At 54.8% G+C, this 1,923-nt stretch carries 1 rRNA gene (only partly in view); it reads right to left on the bottom strand.

Going from position 1 to position 1,923, the window contains the following annotated elements:
* Positions 1–1,746: ribosomal RNA gene (locus tag ACFTS5_RS34200) — 23S ribosomal RNA — on the bottom strand; it reaches 1,489 nt to the left of the window's first position.
* Positions 1,747–1,923 lie beyond the last annotated feature (177 nt).

Raw genomic sequence — 1,923 nt, 5'->3', positions numbered from 1 at the left:
GTGTGTGACGGATTTGCCTATCACACTCCCTACACGCTTACACCAGGTATTCCATCACCTGGCCCAGCTACCTTCCTGCGTCACCCCATCGCTTACCTACTACAACCGGGGTCCTGTGCAGCCGTCATTCCCCTCGCCCGAAGGCTCAGTAAAACAACATTTGGACAGTTAGCACAACTGATTCAGCATTGGGCGCGGATACACGGGTACGGGAATATCAACCCGTTGTCCATCGACTACGCCTGTCGGCCTCGCCTTAGGTCCCGACTCACCCTGGGCGGATTAACCTGGCCCAGGAACCCTTGGTCATTCGGCGGACGAGTTTCTCACTCGTCTTTCGCTACTCATGCCTGCATTCTCACTCCCGTGGCCTCCACAGCTAGTTCACACTGCTGCTTCCACGGCCACAGGACGCTCCCCTACCCATCCACACACCTGGCCCAACCCCAAAGGATTGGACGGGCTATTGTGTGAATGCCGCGGCTTCGGCGGTGTACTTGAGCCCCGCTACATTGTCGGCGCAGGATCACTTGACCAGTGAGCTATTACGCACTCTTTCAAGGGTGGCTGCTTCTAAGCCAACCTCCTGGTTGTCTAAGCGACCCCACATCCTTTTCCACTTAGTACACGCTTAGGGGCCTTAGCCGGCGATCTGGGCTGTTTCCCTCTCGACTACGAAGCTTATCCCCCGCAGTCTCACTGCCACGCTCTCACACACCGGCATTCGGAGTTTGGCTGACTTCGGTAAGCTTGTAGGCCCCCTAGGCCATCCAGTAGCTCTACCTCCGATGTGAAACACGTGACGCTGCACCTAAATGCATTTCGGGGAGAACCAGCTATCACGGAGTTTGATTGGCCTTTCACCCCTACCCACAGCTCATCCCCTCAGTTTTCAACCTAAGTGGGTTCGGGCCTCCACGACGTCTTACCGTCGCTTCACCCTGGCCATGGGTAGATCACTCCGCTTCGGGTCCATAATGTGCGACTGAATTTCGCCCTATTCAGACTCGCTTTCGCTACGGCTACCCCTCGACGGGTTAACCTCGCCACACACCGATGACTCGCAGGCTCATTCTTCAAAAGGCACGCCATCACCCCACACAACACAAGTGTCGGAGGGCTTTGACGGATTGTAAGCGCACGGTTTCAGGTACTATTTCACTCCCCTCCCGGGGTACTTTTCACCTTTCCCTCACGGTACTAGTCCGCTATCGGTCACCAGGGAGTATTCAGGCTTACCGGGTGGTCCCGGCAGATTCACAGCAGATTTCACGGGCCCGCTGCTACTCGGGAGACATCCACAACAGCCAAGAAGTTTTCGTTTACCGGACTATCACCGTCTATGGCAGGCCGTTCCAGACCACTTCAACTAACCACTTGGTTTCTTACTGTTGCTCAACTCGGCAGAGTTGAGAAGAATGTTCCCACTACCCCAGCTAGACAACGACTGCCGTCTATCACATCTAACTGGTTTAGCCTCATCCGCTTTCGCTCGCCACTACTCACGGAATCACTGTTGTTTTCTCTTCCTGTGGGTACTGAGATGTTTCACTTCCCCACGTTCCCTCCACACACCCTATATATTCAGATGCGGGTAACACGACATCACTCGTGCTGGGTTTCCCCATTCGGAAATCCTCGGATCTCAGCTCGGTTGACAGCTCCCCGAGGCTTATCGCAGCCTCCTACGTCCTTCATCGGCTCCTGGTGCCAAGGCATCCACCGTACGCTCTTAAACACTTACTAACAAAGATGCTCGCGTCCACTGTGCAGTTCTCAAACAACACACCCGAAGCGACCTCATACCCGGACCAACTCGACCTCGCGGCCGGCGGTATCTAGGAAGATCTCATCGGATCGTTTGTTTTGCCATGAAAAAACACATTCGCGTGTTCTTTCAGGACCCAATAGTGTGTCGGTATA

Origin of the sequence: Nocardia sp. NPDC056952 (genome assembly GCF_042674185.1) — a bacterium.
Lineage (GTDB): Bacteria > Actinomycetota > Actinomycetes > Mycobacteriales > Mycobacteriaceae > Nocardia.
Note: the sequence above shows the minus strand (reverse complement) of the source record. Positions and strands in the feature narration are given on the sequence as shown.